At 45.9% G+C, this 22,172-nt stretch carries 21 protein-coding genes; 1 reads left to right on the plus strand and 20 read right to left on the minus strand.

What is annotated here, in order from left to right; translation table 11 throughout:
• Positions 1–5: 5 nt before the first annotated feature.
• From nuoN to gatD, 14 genes are all read right to left on the minus strand, one after another.
• Positions 6–1,415 carry an NADH-quinone oxidoreductase subunit NuoN gene (gene nuoN / locus TA_RS04955; RefSeq protein WP_010901370.1) on the minus strand — a complete coding sequence of 470 codons (1,410 nt, stop codon included), beginning with the start codon at positions 1,413–1,415 and terminating at the stop codon, positions 6–8.
• Positions 1,412–2,899 carry an NADH-quinone oxidoreductase subunit M gene (locus TA_RS04960; RefSeq protein WP_048161880.1) on the minus strand — a complete coding sequence of 496 codons (1,488 nt, stop codon included), beginning with the start codon at positions 2,897–2,899 and terminating at the stop codon, positions 1,412–1,414. Before TA_RS04960 ends, nuoN begins: the two co-directional genes overlap by 4 nt.
• Before the next feature lies 1 nt (position 2,900).
• On the minus strand, positions 2,901–4,802 hold the full coding sequence (locus TA_RS04965) for an NADH-quinone oxidoreductase subunit 5 family protein (protein WP_048161882.1): 1,902 nt from the start codon (positions 4,800–4,802) through the stop codon (positions 2,901–2,903).
• A gap of 2 nt (positions 4,803–4,804) precedes the next feature.
• Positions 4,805–5,116 carry an NADH-quinone oxidoreductase subunit NuoK gene (gene nuoK, locus TA_RS04970; protein WP_048161884.1) on the minus strand — a complete coding sequence of 104 codons (312 nt, stop codon included), beginning with the start codon at positions 5,114–5,116 and terminating at the stop codon, positions 4,805–4,807.
• On the minus strand, positions 5,116–5,334 hold the full coding sequence (locus tag TA_RS04975) for an NADH dehydrogenase subunit J (RefSeq protein WP_010901374.1): 219 nt from the start codon (positions 5,332–5,334) through the stop codon (positions 5,116–5,118). The genes nuoK and TA_RS04975 overlap by 1 nt, the downstream gene beginning before the upstream one ends.
• The gene (locus TA_RS04980) at positions 5,327–5,575 is read right to left on the minus strand and encodes an NADH-quinone oxidoreductase subunit J (RefSeq protein WP_010901375.1); all 249 of its coding nucleotides are present in this window, start codon (positions 5,573–5,575) and stop codon (positions 5,327–5,329) included. The genes TA_RS04975 and TA_RS04980 overlap by 8 nt, the downstream gene beginning before the upstream one ends.
• Positions 5,572–6,003, minus strand: coding sequence for an NADH-quinone oxidoreductase subunit NuoI (nuoI, locus tag TA_RS04985; protein ID WP_241761810.1), 432 nt, complete (start codon positions 6,001–6,003; stop codon positions 5,572–5,574). The genes TA_RS04980 and nuoI overlap by 4 nt, the downstream gene beginning before the upstream one ends.
• Positions 6,000–7,040, minus strand: a complete 1,041-nt coding sequence (gene nuoH, locus TA_RS04990) for an NADH-quinone oxidoreductase subunit NuoH (RefSeq protein WP_048161887.1) — start codon at positions 7,038–7,040, stop codon at positions 6,000–6,002. The genes nuoI and nuoH overlap by 4 nt, the downstream gene beginning before the upstream one ends.
• A complete protein-coding gene (locus tag TA_RS04995; protein WP_010901378.1) occupies positions 7,037–8,140 on the minus strand; it encodes an NADH-quinone oxidoreductase subunit D in 1,104 nt (367 codons plus the stop codon). Before TA_RS04995 ends, nuoH begins: the two co-directional genes overlap by 4 nt.
• Complete coding sequence (locus TA_RS05000) at positions 8,140–8,595, minus strand: NADH-quinone oxidoreductase subunit C (RefSeq protein WP_048161889.1); 456 nt, start codon at positions 8,593–8,595, stop codon at positions 8,140–8,142. Before TA_RS05000 ends, TA_RS04995 begins: the two co-directional genes overlap by 1 nt.
• Positions 8,595–9,068: an NADH-quinone oxidoreductase subunit B gene (locus TA_RS05005; RefSeq protein WP_010901380.1), complete on the minus strand. Its 474-nt coding sequence runs from the start codon at positions 9,066–9,068 to the stop codon at positions 8,595–8,597. The genes TA_RS05000 and TA_RS05005 overlap by 1 nt, the downstream gene beginning before the upstream one ends.
• Positions 9,056–9,490 (minus strand): NADH-quinone oxidoreductase subunit A, encoded by a 435-nt coding sequence (gene ndhC / locus TA_RS05010; protein ID WP_241761811.1) that lies wholly within the window; start codon positions 9,488–9,490, stop codon positions 9,056–9,058. The genes TA_RS05005 and ndhC overlap by 13 nt, the downstream gene beginning before the upstream one ends.
• A gap of 228 nt (positions 9,491–9,718) precedes the next feature.
• The gene (gene gatE, locus TA_RS05015) at positions 9,719–11,530 is read right to left on the minus strand and encodes a Glu-tRNA(Gln) amidotransferase subunit GatE (RefSeq protein ID WP_010901382.1); all 1,812 of its coding nucleotides are present in this window, start codon (positions 11,528–11,530) and stop codon (positions 9,719–9,721) included.
• A gap of 6 nt (positions 11,531–11,536) precedes the next feature.
• Positions 11,537–12,766 carry a Glu-tRNA(Gln) amidotransferase subunit GatD gene (gatD, locus tag TA_RS05020; protein ID WP_010901383.1) on the minus strand — a complete coding sequence of 410 codons (1,230 nt, stop codon included), beginning with the start codon at positions 12,764–12,766 and terminating at the stop codon, positions 11,537–11,539.
• 41 nt (positions 12,767–12,807) lie between these two features.
• Here gatD and TA_RS05025 point away from each other — a divergent pair, with 41 nt between their 5' ends.
• Entirely contained in the window at positions 12,808–13,581 is a 774-nt protein-coding gene (locus tag TA_RS05025; protein ID WP_010901384.1) for a DUF72 domain-containing protein, read from the plus strand.
• Here TA_RS05025 and TA_RS05030 read toward each other — a convergent pair.
• The 6 genes from TA_RS05030 to TA_RS05055 all read right to left on the minus strand — a co-directional run bounded on the left by TA_RS05030 (position 13,559) and on the right by TA_RS05055 (position 22,089).
• Positions 13,559–14,713, minus strand: a complete 1,155-nt coding sequence (locus TA_RS05030) for an acyl-CoA dehydrogenase (protein ID WP_010901385.1) — start codon at positions 14,711–14,713, stop codon at positions 13,559–13,561. The two genes, TA_RS05025 and TA_RS05030, sit on opposite strands and share 23 nt — an antisense overlap.
• A 176-nt stretch (positions 14,714–14,889) precedes the next feature.
• Positions 14,890–15,873 (minus strand): DNA primase small subunit PriS, encoded by a 984-nt coding sequence (gene priS, locus TA_RS05035; RefSeq protein WP_010901386.1) that lies wholly within the window; start codon positions 15,871–15,873, stop codon positions 14,890–14,892.
• A gap of 102 nt (positions 15,874–15,975) precedes the next feature.
• Entirely contained in the window at positions 15,976–19,254 is a 3,279-nt protein-coding gene (locus TA_RS05040; protein WP_083808322.1) for a S53 family peptidase, read from the minus strand.
• A 121-nt stretch (positions 19,255–19,375) separates the two neighbouring features.
• Complete coding sequence (locus TA_RS05045; RefSeq protein ID WP_010901388.1) at positions 19,376–20,407, minus strand: methionine synthase; 1,032 nt, start codon at positions 20,405–20,407, stop codon at positions 19,376–19,378.
• Positions 20,404–21,288, minus strand: coding sequence for a uroporphyrinogen decarboxylase/cobalamine-independent methonine synthase family protein (locus tag TA_RS05050; protein ID WP_010901389.1), 885 nt, complete (start codon positions 21,286–21,288; stop codon positions 20,404–20,406). The genes TA_RS05045 and TA_RS05050 overlap by 4 nt, the downstream gene beginning before the upstream one ends.
• Before the next feature lie 9 nt (positions 21,289–21,297).
• Positions 21,298–22,089, minus strand: coding sequence for a methylenetetrahydrofolate reductase (locus TA_RS05055; protein WP_048161894.1), 792 nt, complete (start codon positions 22,087–22,089; stop codon positions 21,298–21,300).
• Positions 22,090–22,172 lie beyond the last annotated feature (83 nt).

Here is a 22,172-nt window from a genome sequence, read left to right on the forward strand (position 1 = left end):
TTACATCACCCCACCAGCTGCGTTGAAATATTAACAAGCATCGGAAACATCACGTAAAATACCCCGAGAAAGACCACTATAGCAGCAGAGATTATGACCATAGCCTTGTTCCCATTGTCTGTTGAGAATTCGCTTTTCGGATCCTCCCAGAACAGGTATCTCATAACCTTCATGTAATAGAATACGGAGATTGCACTGTTCAGTATGGCGATAACCGCCAGCCACCAGAGCCCTCCATCTATCACGGAAAGGAAGAGGAAATACTTAGCCAGAAAACCTCCAGTAAGCGGTATTCCAGCAAGGCTAAGCAGAAGTATGGAGAAGCTGGCCGCAACGTATGGCGATTTCTTTCCCAGACCGGATATTGCATCGAATGTTACGTTCTCCTGCTTCACCATATTCATTGCAAGGAAGGATCCTCCCTTCATGAATATGTAGACAAGGGAATAGAACATACCTGATGCGATAGCAAGGTCGACCACACTTGGTTTATTGCCGATGCCCACGTATGATACAACGGCAAGCACCAGTATTAGGTATCCGGCTTGTGCAACGGATGAGTATGCAAGCAACCTCTTTACGTTGTTCTGCGAGAGGGCGGCCACGTTCGCATAGGTCATGGTAAGAACGGACAGTATCACGAAGAAGAAATAAACCGGTGCGGTGTAGGAGCTGAAGCCCACGAGGAATATCTTCAGCACTATCACGAATGCCATTATCTTTGTTCCAGTGGAGAGAAAGGCTGAGACGTCGTTTTCAGTACCATCGTATGCGTCTATGGCCCACTGGTGCATCGGGAATATTGCAAGCTTGAAACCGAAGCCTATCAGCAGGAACAGAAGGGCTAGAAGCATGGTTGGTTTGTCTGCCGACACCATTGTCGTTGATGTGGAGAGAGTGAACGTACCAACGGAGAAGAAGTAGAATGCGATGCCCAGTATAATGAACGTGGTCGCTATAGTTCCTGTGAAGAAGTACTTGACGGTGGCTTCAAGATTTCTCTGCTTGCCTCCATATGCTGACATGATGTAGGTCATTATACTGACAGATTCGAACGCAACGAAGGCTATTATCAGGTTCCATGTTTCAGCCACAAATATCATGCCAAGTGCTGAGAATATCAGTGCAGAGTAGAATATCTCCGACCTCTTTCCGAGGTACTTGGCCACTGGCAAAGATATGAATAGCGCGGATATCAGCAGCACGATAGCGAAGTACTCAGAGAACTTGTTCACCGTAATTCCATATGCAGAGGAATACGGCGTGAACGCAATCATTATTATGGCTACTGCCAAGGTGGCAAATGTTATTGCGGCATTGACAATAGATTTCCTTACCGGTATTCCGACGGCCAGGACAACAAAGCCCATGATCGCCAGGAATATCTCAGGATAGAACAGTGCTATATCGCTCATTGAATCACCCCGAATATGTTGCTGGTGTAATTAACTAGATTGTGGAAGATCAAATTCGGATACACACCGAATAGAAAGATAACGAGCACCAGGAACACCAGTATGAGAAATTCGCTAACCCTCACATCCCTTATGAACCCAAGATTCTCGTTGTAGGGCCCATATAATGATCTCTGCGCTGTCCATATGTGATAGGAGGCAGTTATTATCATGCCAAATATCACAAAGAATATGTACCAGCTTATGGCCTGGAACACTCCAACCACTATCGAAAATTCGCCTATGAAGCCTGCAAAGCCAGGGAGACCCAGTGAAGCAAGGAAGCCTATCAATGAAAATGAAGCCAGCATCGGAGCCTCACGGTATATACCACCCAGGCCATAAACAGAATCCGTTTTGGTGTTTCTATTTATGTAATAAAGTGCGGAGAATACGAGTGCCATTATAAGGCCGTGTGCGACTATCTGGAACATACCTCCCGCTGCCTCGATGTATTTGACGCTGTAATCTACGCCTGAGGATTCGATTATAGAAGCGGCGAAGGAGAGGGTGACGAAGCCCATGGCGGATGCGCTGGCAAAGGCCATCATCTTCTTTATGTTCCTCTGGAACATGGCTGTCAGAGCAAAGTATATTATGCTCATTATGCCAAGAGCTTCTAGGATGTACAGAACCCATAGAGGTATTGCGCTGTATGCCTCCATCAATATGCCAAAGAGACCGTAACCTCCCATCATGGATATTGCACCTGCCAGGATCACTGTTGCTGGGTATGGAGCAGAATAGTAGGAATCTGGCAGCCAGGAATGTATTGGGAATGACGGCATCTTCACGAGGAATCCGAACAGGAAGCCAAACAGGACAAAACCTAGTTCGAACACCGGCAGGGAATGAACTATACTCATCAGCGGGCCAATTTCAAATGTGTAGTATCCTAGATATGAAAACGAATAGGAGTAAAGTGTGAATATCGAAAGGAGAATGAAGACGGAACCTATGTGTGTGTAAACAAAGAATTTCAGCGATATGGAATCCTTGTTATCCCTTCCATACCTGCCGATCATGAAGTACACAGGCACTAATACGAGCTCCCAGAAGATGTAGAAGAACAGAAAATCCCTGGAGATAAGAAGACCTATTAGGCCAACCTCAACAAGCATTTCCAGCCCGAAGAACACCGATCCGTATTTCCTGTCCGTTATAAGTATCGATACGAGCATCACTATTCCAGTCAGAATGAGCAGGGCATCAGTCAGTCCGCTTACACCTACGGAGAAATAGAGGCCAATGCTTCTGGAGATCGTTATGCTGTACTGCGATATGAATCCACCGCTATATGATGAGAAGCGTAGTATAGAAAATGCAGCTATAAGTATGAGCAGTATGCCAGACAGTACCGATGCTGTTTCCTTTGCATAGCGTCCAGTGAAGAAAGCAGCGATTCCGAATATTATAGATATTATCAAAATATAGAATGCAAACATTTTACACCAGCTCCACGATCTCAATTATTATGAATATCAAGATTGCCGCAATTATAAGCACTGCAACATAGTTCTCGAAGACTCCGGATTGCAACCTCCTGAAATAGGTTCCTGTTGAAACCGTATCTGATCCAAGTTTGTTTACAGATCCGTTGTACGCATTTTCAAATCCACTGAATGCGGCTGAAAGTGGCAGGATAACGCGTTCCGATATTATCCTTGTGTATAATACATCAATGTAAAATTTGTTCTTGACGAGCTTGTAGTACCATGTCTTTGATATGTCCCAGGTTTTCCACTTCTCAAACCCATATATATAAAGATCAACGAAAAAGCCAATGGCCAGCAGTATTATTGGAAGTGTTGTTATGTAAATAGGCGCGGTTGGAACCGAAACACTGTATGGCGAAAGATCAAGCGTCGGCTTTACAAAGCTATAGAATGGTACCTGCCAGACACCGAGTATAAGTGCGAATATAGACAGTACCATTAGCGGAAGCAGTGCCACTATTGGCGGATCCCTAGCTCTTTCAGCCAGCGTAGATCTAGGCTTTCCGACTGCAACAAGGAAGAACATGCGGAATGTGTATAGTGTCGTCAGCAGAGATCCGGTCATCAGGAACAGTAATGGAAGGAATCCAGCGACTGAAAGCGATTTGGTGAAATAATTATATGACGCAAATATAATCGGGTCCTTGGAGAAATAACCCGATGTACCAGGAAACGCCACAAGAGCAAGTGAGCCTATGAAGAACAGCGTAGTTGTTACAGGCATCCTCTTCCAGAGACCGCCCATCTGCTTTGCGTCCCTCAGATCCATCATTGCTACGAGGAATGCACCGGCACTCATGAAGAGGAGAGCTTTGAATATCGCATGCGAGATGAGGTGGAACATACCCAGCGAGACTGCCACACCTCCAATTATGGGCGCCAGACCAATGGCCGCCAGCATGTATCCAAGCTGGCTTATCGTCGAATATGCCAGTATTCTCTTCACATCATTAACTACAAGGCCCACTATACCGGCATACAGTGCCGTGAATGATCCAACTATGGCGACCGCGTACATGGCGAAAGGTGCCGCATATAGAAAGACCTGGAACAGCCTGGCAACCAGATAAACTCCTGCGGTGACCATCGTAGCAGCATGGATCAGTGCTGAGACAGTGGTCGGGCCTTCCATGGCGTCCGGTATCCATACATGGAGTGGGAACTGTGCTGATTTTCCAATAGCGGCGCCGAGAATGAATATAGCTATTATGCCGAGTCTTACCTTTCCAATGGCTACAGCGATGGAGCTCGCATTGGATATGAGGTACGGTATGCTAAGCGGATCCTTTGTAACATTTATGAGTGAATAGTAAAGTATGGACATGCCTATTATGAAGGAGAGATCGCCAACCCTCGTCACTATAAAGGCCTTCTTGGCTGCTGCGGTTGCATTTGGCTTGAAGAACCAGAATCCTATCAGGAGGTAAGAACACAGACCCACGAGCTCCCAGAACAGAAAGAGCAAGACGAGATTTGATGATATCACCAGACCGAGCATTCCTGCGGTAAATAATGCAGTTTCAGCGAAGTAGACGTGCTTGTTCGGATCATCCTTCATGTAGTATATTGCGAAGAGGTGTATCATCAGTGAAACGAACGAAACCATCATCGCCATAACTATCGCAAGATTGTCAATGTAGATACCGAAGTCTATATTGTAGAACCATGTGTAGCTATTGTAAATGGGATGCTTTATGACCGTGAAGTAGGTTATGACGGAGAAGATGAAGGCCAAGAATATAAAGAACGAGGCAATGGCTCCGGACCACCTTCTATAGTACTTGCCTATGATCAGCGTAAGGAGAAAGCCGATCAGAGGCGAAATGAATATCATCCAGCCGTATATGTACATCGTCACCACCTTATCTCCTTGAGCAGGGAGATATCAATCTTTCCGAACCTGTGATAAACCGCTATGAGCAGCCCCAGGCCAACTGCAGATTCAACAACTCCTATCGCTATCGCAAACAGCGCAAAGACATAGGGAGATATAGTCCCGGAATGGGCATAGTAGTATGATCCTATCCCTATAACATTCAGTATTGCGGAATTTATCATGATTTCGATCGAGATCAGCATCTTTATTCCGACCCTGGAAGTCATTACGCCATACAGCCCTATTACAAAAAGCAGTATGGCAACGAAGCTGATTGCTGATATAAACATCACTCATCACCCTTTGCCACATACATTACGCCGAGCACTGCACCCACGATGACCACAGATATGAGTTCGAAGGGTACCACATATTGGTTGAATATATCGTATCCGTAAAACGTTATATTTTGAGACACTGGTATGAAAGTCCCGGACATCATTAGAACTGGAACGATCACTGCTATGAAAAACAGTATGACCGCAGCCAGAGCAAGATACTTATTCAATTTCCTTACCTCCTGTGAGCATAACGGTGAAAGCTAGTATCGTGACGACTGCACCTATGTAAACTAGAACTTCCACAGCGGCTATGAATGAGGCACCGATGAATAGAAATTCCGATGCGAGAATTATGAGGAACAGAAACAGGTATATCACCGAATGCGTCAGATTCTTCTCTCTGACGGACATAACGGAGAACGCTATTAGAAATATCGCTATGAGCGAGAATATGAGCGTGTATATCATTTCTTCACCTCGCTCTCCGTCTTTTCCAGTTCTTCCGGGCTGTAGAAGAAGTTATTCCTTGTGCGTGCTGTTTCTAGTTCATGCGTTAGGTATATTGCCTCCGTCGGGCATATCTCTTCGCAATTGCGGCAGACAGTGCAGGTACCGAAGTTTACCTGTGGATACAAGTTTCTCTTATTGTGCGGGTTGTTCCTCTCAACAACTATCATCCTTATGGATAGGTTTGGGCATACCTGTTCGCAGAGCGTGCAACCAACACAGTCATCCATGCTCAGGAAGATCCTGAACTTGAACCTAGCCGGTGTGTACGCCTTTTCTTCAGGGTACTGTACGGTTATTGGTTTCTTGAAGAGATGCTTGAAGACAGTATACATACCCTGAAGCGATCCTATAAGCGGAATTCTTTTTGGTTCTTTAACCTCTATCATGATATCACCCCCAGCGTCAGAAATCCTGCCCAAATCAGATTGATAATGGATATTGGCAGAAGGATCTTCCAGCCAAAGTTGATGAACCTGTCAACCCTGATCCTGGGCATTGAAAGCCATATAAGGAAAGATATCAGGACCAGTATGAGACCCTTGATAAGAAGATAGATGAATCCGGCGTATGATGAATATGGGCCGTTGAAACCTCCGAGATAGAGGAGCGATACGACGAGTGAGCCTAGGAATATGCTCCCGAACATTCCCATGTAGAAGAGACCGAACCTCATTCCAGAATATTCGGTGGAGTATCCGGACACAATTTCGCTGTCGCTCTCTGAGAGATCGAATGGCGTATATGATGATCTTGCGATCATAGCCACCATGAAGACGAACAGGCCCAGAGGCTGCAGAATTCCGAACGGTATGAACTGCGTCGAGACGAGCGTCTCAAAGTTCAGAGGAGTTCTGCTCAACGCGGAATCCATCATAACGAGCGAAACTGCACTTATCATCATGGGTACCTCAAAGGAGACATCCTTGGCTATGCCTCTGAAGGCACCTATCACGGCGTATTTGTTGTGAGAACTTATGCCGGCCAGAACCTCGCCTATAGGCATCATTGCTATTGCCCCGAAGAACAGTATAAGGGATACGTTGGAATGCGTTATGGTCAGTGATCCTATCCAGTAGAAGCTGCCATAAGGTATGAGGACGAAGCCAACTACGAGTCCTATGAAAACTATGTACGGTGCAGCCTTGTATGCAAAGTCGTCCCTTAGCTTCGGTATTATCGATTCCTTTCCGACAAGCTTCAGTGCATCAGCTATGAGCTGCAGCAAACCGAATTTCCCAACCCTGTTAGGTCCGATCCTCAACTGCAGCCTCGCCATATACTTTCTGAATATGTATATCATGGCAATTAGGGCAACGACCACAAATATCAGGAAGAATATCGTTTCGAATATGTAGGCCAGAAAATAGGATGCGTAGTGCCCTGTTATCTGAAAGAAAAGCTGCAATCTTAACAGTATGTTCATCTATCCACCTCACCAAAAACAAGGTCTATTGAACCGCCTATGGATATTAGATCCGCGATCATCTGGTCCTTGGCCAGTGCCGGAAGAACGGAGAGGTTCTTGAACGTAGGGCTTCTGACCCTTACCCTGTATGGACGCAGGGAACCATCTCCGATCAGGTAAACACCGAATTCGCCCTTTGGAGATTCAGTCCTGGCATACACCTCTCCCTGGCCACGGAGCCTAATCATCAGAGGCTTCTTCGCCTTCTGATTGAAGTACGGGCCTGCAGGCAGCTTCTGTATGGTCTGTTCCACTATTTTCACCGACTGCCTCATTTCCTCTACACGTACAAGGAACCTCGCCAGGTTGTCTCCCTTGAACGATACAGGAATGTCAAAATTGACCTTATCGTATACAAGATAGGGCTGGGCTTTCCTCACATCATATTCCACTCCAGATGCCCTCAGCATTGGACCTGTGACACCATAATCTATTGCCATCTCCTTGCTGAGAATGCCGATGCCCTTCGTCCTGGATATGAATACGTCATTCTTGACGAAGAGGCTCTCTATCTTATTCAGCTCCTTGGGAAACTCCCGTATAAAGGTCTTTATGTGGTCCAGGGCCTCATCGGTCACATCCTGATAAACTCCGCCTATGCTCATGTAGTTGAGCTGCTGCCTTGATCCTGAAACCTCCGTGAATATCTTGAGTATCTTCTCCCTCTCCTTGAAGCAGTAGAAGAACGGTGTCAGCATTCCTAGATCCAAGCCAAATGCACCCAGCCATACGAGGTGGCTAGCGATCCTGTTGAGTTCCGCCATCATCACTCGTATCCACTGTGCCCTTTCTGGAACCTCTATATCCAGCAATTTTTCTGCAGCCTCCAGATAGCCGACCTCCATGTTCATAGCGGCAACATAATCCATTCTGTCAAAGTAGATCATATTGTCGCAGTAGAACTGCAATTCTCCGATCTTCTCGGCATTTCTATGAAGGTATCCTATGATCGGCTCTACCTCCTTTACTATTTCTCCATCCAGCTTCACCCGAAGCCTCAGGACACCATGCATCGAAGGGTGCTGCGGACCAAAGTTAACCTCTGTCCACTCAGCCATCACCAACCACCCTCCGGATCAAAGGTAACATAGTCGTTGCCTTCCTCGTCCATGTTCACATACTGGGCCTTGCTCAGATCGTAATTCTTTCTTAGGGGATGTCCAACCCATCCCTCAGGCAGGAAAAGCCTCTTCAGGTTTGGATGGCCGTCAAATATAACGCCCACGAGATCGTATTCTTCCCTTTCATCCCAGTTTGCGGCATTCCAAAGTGATGTAAGGCTCGGAACGTGGTTGTCCCTGGTCTCTGTTTTGACTATGATATATTCATTTTTCTGCATATTATAAAGATGATACACGACCTCTATATGGTCGACATAATCAACTGCAGTTGTGAGTGACAGATTGTATCCCTGTGACTTTAGTTCCTTCATCAGATCCAAGAGGTTCTCCTTCGCCACCCTGATGACCTTCCTTCCGTCCTTCGTCTTTTCCTCTGCGATTATGTCCACCATTATCTATCCGCCTCCCCTCTTATCTTCTTCTGAAGCAGGATTATGCCGTTCGTGAGCGCTTCAGGCGTGGGTGGGCATCCAGGTATGTAAACGTCAACCGGCACGACACGATCCACGCCTAGAACCACGGAATATCCCTGGTTATACGGACCGCCCTGTATCACGCACACACCCTGAGCTATGACGTACTTCGGATACGGCATTTCATCGTATATCCTGCGTACTCTCGGAGCCATCTTCTTTGTAACCGTACCGGAAACTATCATAAGATCGGACTGCCTCGGAGAATTTCTGAATATCTCGCTGCCGAACCTGGAGATATCCATGTCTGAAGCCTGAATCGCCATCATTTCGATGGCACAGCATGCAAGCCCGAAGGTGAGCGGCCAGAGTGAATTGCTTCTTGCCCATTCAAGGGCCTGATCAAGTGTGGTTGTTACCACACCCACCTCTCCAGTCTTTATTTTAACCACCTCATATATCCATGTTTGAAAGCGTAATAGACGCCAAACAGTGGCATCGCGAGAAATATAAGCGTTTCGATAAACTTTATAAGGCCAAGCTGTTTGAAATCAACAGCCCATGGAAACAGAAGAAGCATATCCACATCGAATACCACGAAAAGAAGCACAACGACATAATACTGGTTTATGGACGGCTTGCCCCAGATCTCCCTGGCAACCTCACCGCTCTCATAAGGTTCCAGATATTTCTGATCAACGCCTGGAGGCGTATCCTCATAGGCGGCCTTTTTCAGAATGGTTTCTGTATCAAGCTTGACCGTGTTATCACCATACCTGTTGGCACCGAGGGCAGGGAGAATTTTGAAGCCGAATATCAGCGCCAGAGGTATTACGACAATGATTATGAGCAGAGGGATATACCCATCTAACATATTGAGAGTATCGTTTGACATTATATAAGATTTCTTTTGCAAATGCTACGCGGCAATCTTATAATTTGAATTCGATTTATTTTTTGACATAATCGTCATATCATAACTATTAACGCAACTTCATAAACGTTCTATATCTATTCATTCAGAAAAACGATCCTCATTAATAAAAAAATGACGTTTTGCATTCGTATTTATACATTATATTGATTAATATTGATACAATAATTAAAATACATTATTTTTATTTTTAACCTCGTTGAAGCATTCCATGGCGACCCTTGGATCGAAGACTCTTTCTGTCTTTTCCTTGATCAGCGCTATTATTGAATTCTGTGTTGCATTTCTGCCACTGCTGAGGATCTCTCGTATGATGCTCTTAATCTCCTCCCTGCTCAGCTCCTTAAGCCTTGAATCACCGAGTACCGAGGCAACGTCATCCCTTTCGTACAATATTTCCAGGGCCATCTCAAGCTGGTATCTGTCAAAGTGCAGATCTTTGGATCTCCTGCATAACTCGATTATTCGGTCATGATCTATAATTTTCTTAGTCCTCCTTTCAAGATCCGGTACTATCTGTGTGAGTATCCTTGCGGCTTCCCTGGCCTCTACAAACTCAGCGATATTCCTGAATGCATCAACCACCATTTCCGATGCGATGTACTCCGCATTTTGCTTTGATATTCCATATCTATCCACAAGATCCTGGACAACCTCAGCGTATGTCCTAGGCTTTATTGACGATGACATCTCCATCAGCTTTGAATCAACCTTGATCACCGGTATGTCTGTTTCAGGATACATTCTGTCTTTTCCTGGCATGGGCCTGAGAAAAACAGTTTCTTCCCCAGCTGGGCCCCTAGTCTCTGAAAGATCCATAGAGATTATCTTCTGAATCCTGTCAAATATTGAATTCTCAATCATTTTGACGCGCGATTGGTTTATGGCGATAAGCAATACAGCGTCGTTATCACCCTTTCCAAGATAGCGGTACAGTGCCTCTACCTCATCCTGGGTCAAGCCATAGCCTGGAAGCTCATCGGAATGCATCACACCCTTGATTCCGTATGATCTTACCAGATCAGCTATCTCTTTCCCCATCCTGAGCTTGCCGTTTTTGAGCGTACCTGCCATATTCTTCAGGATCCCAGCATATACCCCTCCACTTTCGATACCACTTCTTATGATCTTAGACTTTGTCCCTGCAAAAAGATCTGAAACATCCTTCAGGTTGAAGCTGACTCTGTCCAGGCCACCCCGTGATTTGATCAGGTCAACGGCTGCCCTCAGGTTCTCTTGCCGCTCCTTTTCATATCTGATCACGTCCCTGATCTGCGTAAGTTTTGAGACGCCCTTTATCTCCACCCTACCGTAACCCATAGAGAAATTCACATCCTGTCTGACAGCATCAACCGCATGCCTCGCATTTCCAGTGGAGATGACTATATAGCCGATTGATCTCGCAACCTCAACGGCATGGTCCTCATCCACTATATCTGGCTCAGTAGATATCTCTATCAGAGGTATGCCCAGCCTGTCCAGTGAGTATACCACAGTATTCCCTATCTCTTCGATCTTTCTTGCGGCATCCTCCTCCAGGCACACAGTGGATATCCTTACCGGACCCTTGCTGGTCTCTATGTGGCCATTTATCCCAACTATCGCTGTCCTCTGGAAACCCGTCGTGTTTGAACCGTCGATCACTATCTTCCTCATGTAGGTGATGTGGTCAACGATATCGCAATTCAACGCCTTGCTCACTGAAATAGCTGTTGCTATAGCCCTTTCATCAGGTGTTTTCGGCGGTTCCTCGTCCATCTCTACAAGGCATGAGTTATCCGTAACTACGTACTGGAAACTTCTCGATCTCATGCTCTCATAGGAGGCGGCTGCGTCTATGTTTCCTAGCTCGCTTGCCGATATGTGAAGCTTTCTGCTGAATCTCATTAACTCGCCACTGGACTGCTCAACGGGGCACCTGCAGAACAACTTTCCCGTATTCAGCTGAAAATGCACCTCAAGACCGATCTTCGTATCCAATCAGCATCACCTCCCCAGCTTTATTATCTCCACCGGCAGATCCCTTTCAACTATCTCGCCACGCATATTCTTCCTGAAAAGATCTCTGAAAAGATCATGAGGGTATTGGCCAAGCAGATACATGGCCTTCACATAGGCCACTTCAGGCACCATATTCCCTGCCTCTATCACACCAGCCGCCAGAAGTTCACGCCCCGTTGAGTATACATTGAGATCCGTTGATCCGTATATGCATTGTGACGCCATTATGGCGTAGTTTCCATCTGCAGTGTATTTTTTCACCACAGGTATGAGATCCTTCGCCATATGTCCTAGGCCAGTACCCAGGATCACAACAGCATGCTTTTCAGCGATCATGTTCTCCAGATCGCCTGCATTCAATCCCGGATGAAAGTAGATCATCGAAACCCTATCGTCAAGGTCCGGTCTGAATTCCACTGTATCGGAAACTCTCCTGTAGTCGATCAGAAACTTGACCGATCCATCATACTCCGCCAGTGGAGGGATGCCGATGCTCTCAAAAGCATCGCGCCTTGAGGTGTGCATTTTTCTTGATCGGACGGATCGAAGAAGTGATACATGGCCATCTGAGGTTGAAGCATGCATCGATATGCCAACTTCACCCAGATCCGTTCCGGCGAAGTTGATGGCCGCTTGCATGTTCTCCCTGGAATCAGAGCTAGGCCTGTCTGAGCTCCTCTGGGCGCCAACGAATACGACTGGAACTCGCATTCTCTCGAACATGAATGCCAGTGCGGAGGACGTGTAGGCCATGGTATCAGTACCGTGTGCCACAACTACGCCGTCTGCTTCAGATGACTCGTCTGCCACGGCTTGCCCAATTCTGATCCAGTCTGCCGGCTTCAGATTCTCGCTGAATTCATTCAGTATTGGCTTTACCGCGACGGTGAACCTCGTCAATATATCAGAACCGCCAAAGATGAGCTCTGGATCGGAAACTGGGCTTACGGCACCCGTCTCGTAATCCACTCGGCTAGCTATCGTTCCCCCGGTTGCCAGAACAGATATCTTCCTATCGCCTTGGCCTTTTTCAACGGCCTCTATGCTTTTGCGTTCAGGCGATTCTTCCTTCTTTCTCTCTATGAATTCCACTTCCGACCTATCGAAGGTCATATTGTACCCATTTGATGCCTTTAAGGTTATGAGGCCATTTGATTCATTTATGATCAGACCAGAAATTACGGAGTTCTTGTACCGCAGTACGGCTCTTTCCATGCCTGGTAATTTATTTATCCTTAAATAACTGTACCTTCAGGATGATACATTTAGGATGCTCTGGCTGGTCATACGATGAATGGGAAAAGGTATTCTATCCTGAACACACAGCAGACCGGCTTTCATTCTATTCGATGATATTTAACACAGTTGAGGTTGATTCCACGTTTTACAGGATCCCTCCTAAGAATGTGGCAAGGCAATGGGGAAAGGCCATGTCCGGAAAGCATTTTCTATTTGCGGTGAAGGTGCCGGGTGATATTACACATGACGCCATTTTCACAGATATGGATAGATCCTGCAGCATATTCAGAACATTTGAACAGAATGTCCTCAATGAACTCTCTACATCAGGAGTACTCGGCCCGATCCTTTTCCAGATGCCACCCCGATTCAGCGTCGACAATGTTGAAAGACTCATATCTTTCATGGAGTGTGTCCATGTCAGGAACGCTGCTGTAGAGGTGAGGAATATGACACTCTACGAAAATCGGAAATTTCGAGAGGCCATTGAGGGACTCGGCGTTGCGATGGTGGATGTTGATAGCACTGAAAGGAGACTGAACAGGATAGAGAGCGGATTGAAATGGGCGTACGTCAGGCTGCACGGTAGAAACCCCGGAGGATGGAAAGCTGAGAACCCGTTCGATTACAGGTATACAGACGCAGAGCTCAGGGAAATAGCTTCAAAAATAAAGTCAGTGAATTACGATGACATTTTCGTATATTTCAACAACCATCCCCACGGGAGCGCACCCGTAAATGCAATGGCCCTGTCAAGGATGGTTGGTGTTAGTAATAACGCGTTTTTTTAAGTATTTCCTTTGCAATGACCAGCCTCTGTATCTGATTCGTACCTTCGTATATCTGCGTGATCTTTGCATCGCGCATATGCCTCTCCGCATCAAGATCGGTCGTGTAGCCGTATCCGCCGAACAGCTGCAGAGCATCCGTTGTAACTCGCATTGCAACATCGCTGGCCTTCATCTTTGCCATGGCTGATATCTCAATGGTGTTCTCCTTGTTCTGCCATTTCTCAGCTGCAACGTATGTCAGATAGCGCGCTGCCTCTATTTCAGTTGCCATCTCTGCGATCATGAACTGTATGCCCTCGAAGTTGGCTATCTCCGTCCCGAACTGCTTCCTCTGCTTCACGTAATCTATTGCCTCGGCCAGCGCGTTCTCTGCTATACCAAGAGCCTGGGCGGCTATGCCGATCCTGCCTGCATCAAGGGTCTCCATGATGACCTTGAACCCTTCATTTTCCTTTCCCACTATGTTTTCCGCTGGAATTTCCATGTCCTCAAAGGCAAGCTCCACGGTGCTCGAACCTCTTATGCCCATCTTGTGGATGTCCCTGCTTATCTTCAGGCCGGGAGTATCCCTGTCAGCAACGAATGCCGTTATTCCCCTGTGTCTCTTTCCTGGATCTGTCACCGCATCTAGCACGAAGAAATCTGATATCCTTCCATTCGAGATGAATATCTTGTCCCCGTTTATCACATATCTGTCGCCTTTTTTGACGGCGGTTGCACTTATTCCCGCTGCGTCACTTCCCGCCCCGGGTTCTGTTATGGCCAGACCGCCCACCGATCCCGCCGCAACCCTGGGAAGGTATCTCTTCTTTAAATCTTCGGAACCGAACATTATCAGTGGCTCAGCAAATAGTGTGAGCGCACCATCCAGAACAAGCGCAGTACTTGGGCATGCCTTCGAGATCTCCTCTATGGCGCGGACGAGGAAGGGAAAACTCATGCCGTAGCCGCCATACTCCTTGGGTATATAAGTTGCAAACAGGCCAAGATCCTTCATTCTGTCAATTATCTTCCGTGGAACCTCCATCTTCTCATCGATTTCCTTTGCAAGAGGCTTCAGTTCTTCCTCTGCAAATTTCCTGACAAATGAAAGTACGAGCTCTTCGTCCTGTGTAACTCCAAAGTTTCCCATGGTAAGGTATTTTATCCGAGATATAACTTTGTTGCTGAAATCTATCAATTGCGGCAATTCGCAATATATATCGGTGGATGAAAGAGATATGGTGCATTGCTGAGGCTCCGATTCGGATCCTCAAGAATCGATGCAGACCGGTATTATGCAAAAGCGCAGGTCAATCCTATATCAGTTTATGGAAACACGGCACGCCCTGATGCCACCAGGTAAACTGCCATGAACGTTTTAACCCTGTGCTTGCCGGGCATCTTTGGCGATTCAATCCCTCCAATCTCAACTGGTTTTATCTTCTCTGGCAGAAAAACATCATACTCGCCATCCCTGAACTGATCTGGGATGCATTCCTGGAACGGGTCAAATTCTCCAAGGTGATCTATTTCTACCTCCTTTACGATGAGACCGCTCTTCCCATGCAGCGTGTTTGGCATCCTTATTATCCTATGAATATCATAGGTTACGGGTGAATCTATCAGAACAGAATGATTCTCTCTAGCCCTCTTTATTGCCTTCCTGAGATCGGATTCTCTTCTCTGGTTTGCCGGGGAGGCCTCGCCCAGTTCCTTACTAACCACGGCTGGCCAGCCTCCTGATGCGATGCCGAGCATATCGATAGCCCTTCTTACAACCGTTTCATCCAGGCTGTTGCCCGTTATATAATCAGTTATTTCACGCCTCGCGTCGGATCCTAGCCTGTACACACGATCATCGGATATGTGCACATGATAACCCCTGTTGCCTGAAAAATATATCTTTATTGATGACTTGGGAATACCGAAATCTGCGATGAGGAAATCACTTACCAGCCTCTCAGTCTGATCCCTAATCTGTATTAACATCTCCTTTTGTGATAGTTTTTCAGACCCGGGGAGATGATCGGAATCCAGATCGAAGATCAGATCCGCACCCCCCCATTCCTTTTCTGGCATCTTTCTTTCATCGGGTTTTCTGTAATACGCCGCAGAACTGTAGACATGCATGGGCGCAGCATCACGCAGCAGCATGTTAAGTTCGAACCTGTTGTTTATCTTCAGGTGTCTTATGACCTCACCGGAAAACGTCATGTAGCCTACTTCCCGCTTGCTTATGAGTTCCGGCGGATCTATGTTATTTTCTCTATAGTATCTGCGAAAAAGATCGATCAACTTCTGCGAAACCATTCAGATCCTTTCTCCCATCATGATGCATCCCAGGATGAACTTAACAATTCCCATCGTTTCCTCTCACGTTTCTTCTAGTAAAGGATTCCATACCGGTGACCATCAGTATTCCCTCCTCCGCCTGAAGAAAATTGAAATCGCAAAGTACACGTATATCAGAATGGCGGCCACTATTACAAGATTGAGGGCAAGATAAACTGGATTGGAATAGGACATCACCGTTATCTGGCTCTGGAAAAACTGGCCGTTGCTCAGCATCAGTATCTCTTCTATGTAATAGCTGTGCCCCGGCGTTGTTCCCATTACGAACAGGCTATTCTGCGATTGATCGGTTATGATGATCTTCTGTGGGTCTGACATGGACTTGCTGTTTGATATTAGTATTTCATAAACGCCGAAGTCTGACCCGGTATATACATTCCAGGAAATGTAGGTTATGTAAAACAGGAAAGGAAATATGTTGGATATCCTTGGAACGAAGACGGATTGCAATGAAACATTGGCCGGATAAAGTGCCACATCGACATTTACGGTCTCACCTAGTGCACCGGTGTAGTTGACCGAATCTTTCTGGTACAGAGGGTTGCTGAAGGAGACGTTTCCTATCGCGCTTGAAGCGTATACAACATAATTTCCGGTCGCGTTCGTGTAGGCGCTCGTTGTGTTTGTTTTCACCAGAACATCTGGAATGGGAAACTTGAAAAGTCCGTCCGATACGTTGCCGGTTATCTTTAACATAGGAGATAAAGGGGTCATATCGATCTGATCTACGAATACCGATCCGGGCTTCAGCGTCACTGTTTGCGAGTAATTGATGAAACCGGGGAGGGATGCGTTTATGCTGTACGTTCCAGGATGAAAGCTTCCGTAGTATTTTCCATTGATCTCCGCGAGGCTAAGCCCTGATACGGTTAGATTTTCTGGCAAGGGATATACATTTAACAGAACTGTTGCGTTGTACGGCTGCATGGTTATATTGATAGTTTCGTTCCTTTCTATGTTATACGATAGTTCCTCAGGATAAAACTTTGAGGAGGCCAAGTAAAGGGTCGTTGATCCATTTATCACAGGTATTGACGTACCATTTGCTGCAACAAAGGAATAAAATCTGTCAAATATCGCAATGGCAGAGGCCGGAGAATAACCGTAATCAGGCTTGAATAGAATTTGCAGACTATAAACATGAGGCAGAGTGATGTTTACAGTTATATTGGAACCAGAATACGTTGTATTGAACTCAATGGTTGCACCGCCATAGGTGCTGTAGGGCACCTCTATTGGATTTCCATCGTGGTAAAATGTGGATCTCACGCTGTTGTTCAGATGCAAGTAAACGGCAATGGGCATCGCCAATACCATATAATACTGTATAAATGGCGTCTTTATTTTACCGATCACCGGTTTCTGTATGAAGAAGCTGGATCGCTGGGCCATAAGACTTCCATTTGTGAGCACGGTCATTGCGAGGGAATCGTACGATGGCCCTATTCCGGAGTAACGTACCTGTGTTGCACTGAAGTTTTCGTACCCTAGACCATCGATCGCCAGATCGCTTATGTACACGGTTGGCGCACTGAGATTGTCCAAAGCGTTTATCATCTCCACACCCACCGCAGGCCTCATTATGCCGATATTCGCAATGAAGAGATCATAGCTGTAGGACTTGCCGTTATAGGTTACGATTATCTTATATGTGGAAACGACGCTAATGGACAGATCTGCAATACCTATCTTTGCAGGACTGATGTTGCTTTGCATCACTGTGCCGTTTTCAGCGGCCATGAGTACGATCTCATTTAGACCTGAAGTATTCAATATGCCAACGAAGAGATAATTAGAATCATTCAGGTAGAATCCTATATATGGGTACGTCAGGTTACCATTAAAAACTGTAAAATGTGCTGAGATAGATGATGGAGTCGCGTTGAAAAGATAGAGGGAACCGTATGGCTTTGTTATGTTAAGAGAGTCGTTTATGAGGTTTGAAACAATAGGCGTACCGAGTCCGGTGACTGGGTTCCATCCAGGTCTAGCATTATAATATCCATTCGATCCTGAAGTAATTTGCGTGAATGCGTTGCTATAAAGCCGTGTATTCGAGATCTGGTAGAAAAGAGGATCCACAAGCCCCAAGGATCTGTTAGTGGCCTGATCCATCAGAGCGATTATACCCGCCCACAGTGGGGATGCAAGGCTAGTGCCGCCTGCATCATATGCCTTGGCGCCGGATATCATCAAAACACCGGTATTTGGGTTCGCAAGCATGGATACATCCGGCACGCCTCTGAACTGCGAAGAGTAATTTGCAGGATCCTGCCATACGGGTCTTGCGAAAACTGAGCTGTACCCTCCACCGCTTCCGTAGCTTTTGCCGTCAGAAATGCCACCCCACGCTGATTCCGAAAACCTTCCGTTTGATGCGAATAATGAAACGCCTCCGACAGATAGCACATAAGGGGATGATGCGGGGAAATTGACCGTGAGGTTTCCGGTGCCATCATATGCACCATTGTCGCCAGATGCAGCCACTATGGTTATGCCCTCCTGGCTAGCCTCCTCATATATCGAATCCATGGCGATAAGATCCGTTTTTGGAAGCTGATCCTCAGCTATCCCCCAGCTAAGCGAGATCACATTCGGCCTGACATCATTTATCATGTAATTCAGTGCAGAGGTGAGTGCTGAGACCGTATCATTGTTCGAAATAACTAGGACAATTCTGGCGTATGGGGCGGAGGCATGCGCCCATTCAACGTCAAGGCTCGTTTCCTCTATCCAGTGCGAATTTAGGTTGAAGCCTGTGAAGTTTAGGTAAATTACGCTGAGATTCACAGGTGGCAGGCCCGAAAGCTGATCGAAGGCGTATATATCGTAGTTTAGGTATGGATCTCCGAATGCGTCCACTATCCCTATTGTTTCGCCCATGCCGTTGATACCCCTGGAAAATGCAGGTTGGTAATCATATGCCTGATAAACCTGTGCCGGAGAATATACAAGACCGTTGGATTGCTGCATTGGAGTGGCATTGATGTATGGGGTAACAGTTGCATTCTCCGGCATCTCTATGAATCCAATACCGTAGGAATCAAGGGTTCTGACCAGAGATGAGAACTGATAAGACGATAAGCCAGAGAGGATTAGGTACTGTCCATAGATTTTAAAATTCAACCCCATGGATTTAACTATGGAATAGGACAGATCGCTGGAATTTATCATCAGCTCCATGCCATAATTTTTTACCATGCGCACTGAATATTCATTCCCAGGTTGTTTGACCACTACTGAAGCCTGACCACGATCCTCATTTATCAGGTAGGCATATGATGAGAATACCAAAGCAGTTACAATGACCAGTACCAGAATCCTCCCGTGCATTTGCATTAAACCTCATATTGCAAATATGGTTAATATCATTATCGCATTTTCATGAAAATTTCCGTTCAACTTGATGTAGAAATACAATGTTGAAATGAATGGATTAAAAATATTTGTTATATTAAAATTATAGCTGTTTTAGGATATTGTTTCTGGCCATCACCATGTTCCTAAGTTTCTGTTCTCCTATCTCCCTGCTTCTTGTCCGCAGGCCACAGTCAGGATTTATCCTTACAAGATCCGGATCGCCTATTATCTTCAAGGCATAGTTTATCCTGTCTTCTATAAGCTCTACTGGCTCCACATAGTCTATGTGCACATCGGTTACTCCTATACCTATGAATTTCTTCCTCTGCAGGCTTTCGTTTATCTGTGCAAAGTACTTCAGATCCTGAAAGCCAACTCTCTTATCGTCCGTCAGTCCTCTCTCCAGCGTATCTCTGTTGGAATATTCCAAATTATATCCATCTATCTTCAGATCCGGTATCCGATCGTACAGGAGTCTGTAATCACTGCTATAGCATACGTGCATGCTTATCTCGCCATCAACGCCCTGAACTGACCTGTTTATGGAGTCAACGACTATATCCATCTCGTCCGGATGGGTTGTAGTTGCTGGCTCATCTATCTGTATTTCAAGCCTGCGACCACCGGAAACCTGTTTCCATACACTTGCTATATCTTTCAGTTCCTCATTTATAATCCTGGCAAACTCCATGGCAAGATCTTCCCTACTGTCATAGTAATCATTAAACGACCACTCCATCATTGTGTATGGGCCAGTTATTGGAACCTTTAAGGGCTTCTTCGTTGTCCCGGCAACGAACTTAACTTCATCCACATGGAACGGCTCCCTCCTCTCAAGCCTGTCTATGGCGGAACCCTTTCTGTAGTACCTGTTATCAAAGGATCTGACCATCCCATAGAAGATTATACCCTTTATGCGCTCTGCCGGATGTTCATACATCTCCCAGCGAAACATCTCTCCGCCGATACCTATATTGTCCAGCCCAGATCTCTCAAAGACCTCTAACGTTTCTCTTGTCGCCCGCTCCGCCAGTTCTGTGAATTTAGGTGTCCGCTCTATCTTGTGAAATTCCTTGGCAAGATAATCCGGCTTTCTGAAGCTTCCAATCTCCTGCGTTATCAGCGCTGTCATGCTGCATCACCCATTTTTCCCAGTATCTCCACCTTGATGTCAGCAATCTCCCTTGGAAGAAAGTCCATATAATCATCGTGAGTTATCAGCTCAACTGAATCATCCCGCGGCCTCTTTCCCGCTGCAACGTCTTCTATTTTGGTTCTATGCGCACTTACCACCTTTGCACCTATGCCCCTGGTAAACTTCCGCATATCTCCATTCATACTGTCTGCCACTATGTATTCGAATCTGTGTCCGAGACCAGCAAAGTTATCAGCCGAAGGCGATCCCCTAGCTATCAAAGTAACCTTTGCAGAATCCAGAAGAGGATCAAGGTAGGAGACATTGTGATTTCCATATTCGAAAACGTCGAACAGCACAACCTTGCTCACGCCGAACGTTTTGGCAATTTTCCCGTATTCCCTCACAAGTGCCGCGTAGAAATCATTCTCAGAGATTTTTTCCATGAACCTTGACATCTTGAAAACTGAGTATGGAGATGGCAAAAATATTGATGCATTTTTATCGAGGTGATATGCGGGCAACGGTGGATTCTCATCCATCTCACCAAATTCAACAAGATTCCTGTTTATAGCTGGAATACCATAGAATTCCGGCATCCTATAAAACGTGTTTGTCTCAAGGTATCTCGTCAGCGGCCCTAGTTTGACATTTTCCATAGACAGGATTATAGGGCGAAGAATATCATACCAATTGAATAATGGATCTGTGTATTCGTCTATCCCCGACCTTTCGAGGAGATCATAGAATTCGTATTTTTCTTCCCTGACGATCTCTGCTATTTCCTGGCTCTTCATTAGCCCTCTTTCCCACCTGTTGTAACTGCGTCGCAGTTTTTCTGTCCTTGGATAAAGACCATATACCAATGTTTTCACCATAGATACACCTCAAATAGTTTCCAATATCTGTGCGGCAATTTCATTATGCCCAAGCGGCATAATATGTATGCCATCTACATATTCTTTTACCTCGTCAAACACCTCGGTTATTATTTTCATGCTAGTAGAGATCACATCCTCGCTGTTGAGCAATCTTTGTTTGACTGAATCCGGAATGACAATGCCCAGATTTTCCGAGAATTTAACTTGGCTTTTCTTGGTCAGCGGAAGAAATCCTGCGATCAGCTTGAAATTCCGCTTCTTTATCCAATCCTTTTGGAGGTACTCAGCCGAATACACGGCCTGGGAGATAAAGAAATCGGCTCCGGATTTGATCTTCGCGCCGACGATCTCTGGTTCGACGTCACGGTAAGGATTTAGAGCGGCACCGACAATTGCATTTTCCCTGCCCTTTATCATCCTTATTATCTCCATGACATCTATCTCTCTGACTTCTCTGGATTCATATTTTGGATTTATCGGATCTCCGCCAATGGTAAAGAAATTTCTGATGCCAACTTTCTGGGCAGTTTCTATCTGAGAGAGAATATGTACCCTATTCTTGTCCCTTGGGGTAATGTGCGGTACAGGTATTATGTTGCGTTCGTTGGAAATTATATACAGTGCCATTATCGGATCTATTCCAGGACTTCCCCTGGGATTCTCCGGGCACGTCAGAGCGTTGACCCTGCCATCCAGCATATCCGCTGCAGCAATCAGATCATCCGTACCGAAATTCCTAGATGGAACAATTTCAACCGATTTGACGAAGTTCAAACTTCCTATGCTGCTGGAAAGCATTTCTTTTCTCCTATTCAGCAATGAAAATAAAGTTTTCTTACTAAATAATTACTCAAGGTAATTTCAGATCTCATCAGGACTGT

The sequence above is a fragment of the Thermoplasma acidophilum DSM 1728 genome, assembly GCF_000195915.1.
GTDB lineage: Archaea > Thermoplasmatota > Thermoplasmata > Thermoplasmatales > Thermoplasmataceae > Thermoplasma > Thermoplasma acidophilum.